Below are 2,733 nucleotides of genomic sequence, written 5' to 3'. Positions count from 1 at the left end.
CCTTGCGCGAATTCTCGCAATGCGTCCTCACTGTAGAGTGGAAATCGTAGCGGCTTCTTCAACCATGGCACGAGATCACGCCGCGTACGGGGTGGGAGGATGCTCTCCCAAAGTTCCTCATAGTCGCCCGGTTTTGCATAAACAGTGGACAGCTCAGCTAATCGGGTTTGTGCGGCAGCATTCAGCACCAGTCCCGATTTTTCCAGGGCGGCCAAATTTAATTTGATGGGATATCCCACTAGATATGCTATCCGTTCTTTGTCCGGATCAAGATCATTCCGGCATTTTCTGCGCGGCGGGCCCCTCAGAATGGCCTTTTCGAGACGGGCCTGAGAAGCGGGAGTCAATTGGCGTCCTTGCCGTACAAGCAGCCAAGATACCTCTCGCCCCGTTTCCATAGGCCACAACCACCAGCTATCATCGGCCAGCAGCCATTCCACCCACTGTTCGGGTGCGATACAGCCATCCTGACTGGCGGCAAACAGGGCCAGACGTTTGAAGGTGGGATAAGGCAGTTCGAACCACGACTGGGCTATCCGTGTGGCCCGCGCACTGTCGACATCGAGAACCGCCAGCCACGCATCGCGCAGCAACTTGATCAAGGATACCCACCCGCTGAATTCCGGGTCCTGCTGGTCTGAATTGATCGCTGGCAAGGCGATATACGACTGGTCTTTGCGGTCATCGGCTTCGCCCAACTCGCGCAGCAAGTCCAGCGCATCGCGCAGCAGCTGCTGGAAGTCCTCAAGCAACAGCGGTAAGGCCGATGTCCAGTGTTCGTCGGCAATTTCGTGTAGGGCCAAATGCAGATGATCCGTGGTCAGTGCAAGCTCCCAGTCCATCTCCATCAACTGACTGATCTGTGTGGGTTCGTCGATGTTCTCTGCCTCATTGTCCCTGAAAAACGGCTTTTTCAGGACAACCTGGGGGGCGAGCATCTCACGTAACTCCCAGCGCAGTGTGGCAGTGACCCCTTCCTGTTTCAAATCCTCTTTCCAGCGTTTGAGATTCGAACAGAGATCAGAATTGGGATCGGAATCGCGCCCCGATGATTTCACACGACCGCTCAGCAACAGACGCCACAACGTGCGCATCAAGGGGCCAGGAATGGCCTTGGGTGAGCGTGAGCGAATCTCATCCAGCACGGCAGTCTTGCCGTCACGCTCCAGGGAGGCAAAATCATGCAGCGCTTCTCTGGTCTTCAACACCCATTGACTGGGCAACGGACCTTCGCGTTGCGCGATCCAGATAATCAGTCGCGGGTCGTTCAGATAGCGCCGCAGCCAGCGGGCCAGATCGCTGTGCTGAAAGTGTTCGTCCGAGAAGGCCTCCAGCAACCAGTCCAGAGACGGGACAGGGTTGAAGTCGGCAAAACGCTTGGCCGGCAAGCCGGATTTGTCCGACAGGGCCCACAGCATCCGGCCGACGAAGTCGTTTTGCGCGGTGCTGTCTGATGGATTTTTCAGGGCGTAGTTGTCAACAATGCGTTCCTTACCCTGTATGTCGTCACAGTAGGTATCGGCCCAGGCGTGCAAGGTCTGGTACAGCGCCGAATGGTCGTGGCTGCCGGCGGGTACCTCGTACAGGATGGGCGTGACGCCCTTGGCTTCCCACTCGATGGTCTTGCGGTGCTCTTGCCCCGGCTCGCAGTCACCCAGTGCCCAGGCCTGTGGCGTGACCTCGCCCAGCATCCGGTCGGCAGCCAGCGCATCCATCATGTAGCGCAGCACCGGGTCGTTGATGCTGTAGCCCACGAAGCAGACGACGTAGTTACGAAACAACTCGCTCACGAAGCGGGCTGCCCAGCGTTCGGTGAGGTAGGCCAGACCGAAATCGCCGCTGGTGACCACCAGCCGGTTCAGGGCTGTGTCGTCTGGTTCTTCGGGCAGCCTGCCATGCAGGTAAACCAGCCCGTTCCAGCGGCTGTTTTTCGGAATGGGCAGCATCGGCGCGGTGTACGCATGGAACTTTTGCTTTGTGTGTTTAGCCGCTGCGTGAAACATGCGGTCAAAATTGGTGGTTACCAGTCGCAGTGTATCTTCAGGGTTGCACGCCAGGTGCAGCAGTGCGGCATGCGTATCATAAGCATCCTTATGGCCCAACCCGGTCTCCAGCACTTTCGCCAGCTCACAGCGCATAGCCAAGCGCCCATCCCCCGGTAGGCGCGGTTCCAGCAGGTTTAACGTGGCATCGTACTGCTCGCGGTCGAAGGCATAGCGCTCGCGTTCCGTGAACACAGTGCCAATTCGGCGGTAGATTTGCTCCACCAGCCCCTTGAAGTCCGGCAGGCCAGCGGGATAAGAAATACCAGCGCCGCAGAAGAACACCACACGCCCCTCTTCGTGCGCCTGCAAGAGCACATTGGGAATCTCCGGGCCATTGGCTATAAACTGCATTGGGCTTTACTCACACGCGGATTCAACTCACAAGTGCAACGGGTGGGTTGAACCCGCAACAGCAATACCAGGATCGGGTGATGACAGGGCATTTGAGTATAGCACCCGGACATTGATGCCACGCCACCGGGCATCAGGGAGGGATGCACTGCTGTTACCTGCATGGGTGAGTGCGCAATTTCCCTCCCCGAATTCAACCAATAACCGTAACACCACGTTGGTGCTGTTTTTTGGGGTGCGTTTTTCCATGAACACGACCCTCAGCACCTCGAACAACATGAGCATGGCCTGGAACAGAGCGCGGCTGTCTGCCGTCATCTTGCCCGAGGCGCACAGG

2 protein-coding genes are annotated in these 2,733 nt (G+C 57.8%); both read right to left on the bottom strand.

The annotated features are described in order from the left end of the window. Window positions 1-2,396, bottom strand: a 2,396-nt coding sequence (locus tag ACOCD2_RS16055; RefSeq protein ID WP_419625788.1) for an SIR2 family protein, incomplete at its 3' end; no start/stop codon positions are given. A gap of 27 nt (window positions 2,397-2,423) precedes the next feature. Then, a partial coding sequence (locus ACOCD2_RS16050) for a hypothetical protein (protein ID WP_293653302.1) occupies window positions 2,424-2,733 on the bottom strand: 310 nt, incomplete at its 5' end.

The sequence above is a fragment of the Thiolapillus sp. genome (assembly GCF_048562965.1).
Taxonomy (GTDB): Bacteria; Pseudomonadota; Gammaproteobacteria; order Chromatiales; family Chromatiaceae; genus Thiolapillus; species Thiolapillus brandeum_A.
This window is presented reverse-complemented; position numbering and strand designations above follow the sequence as displayed.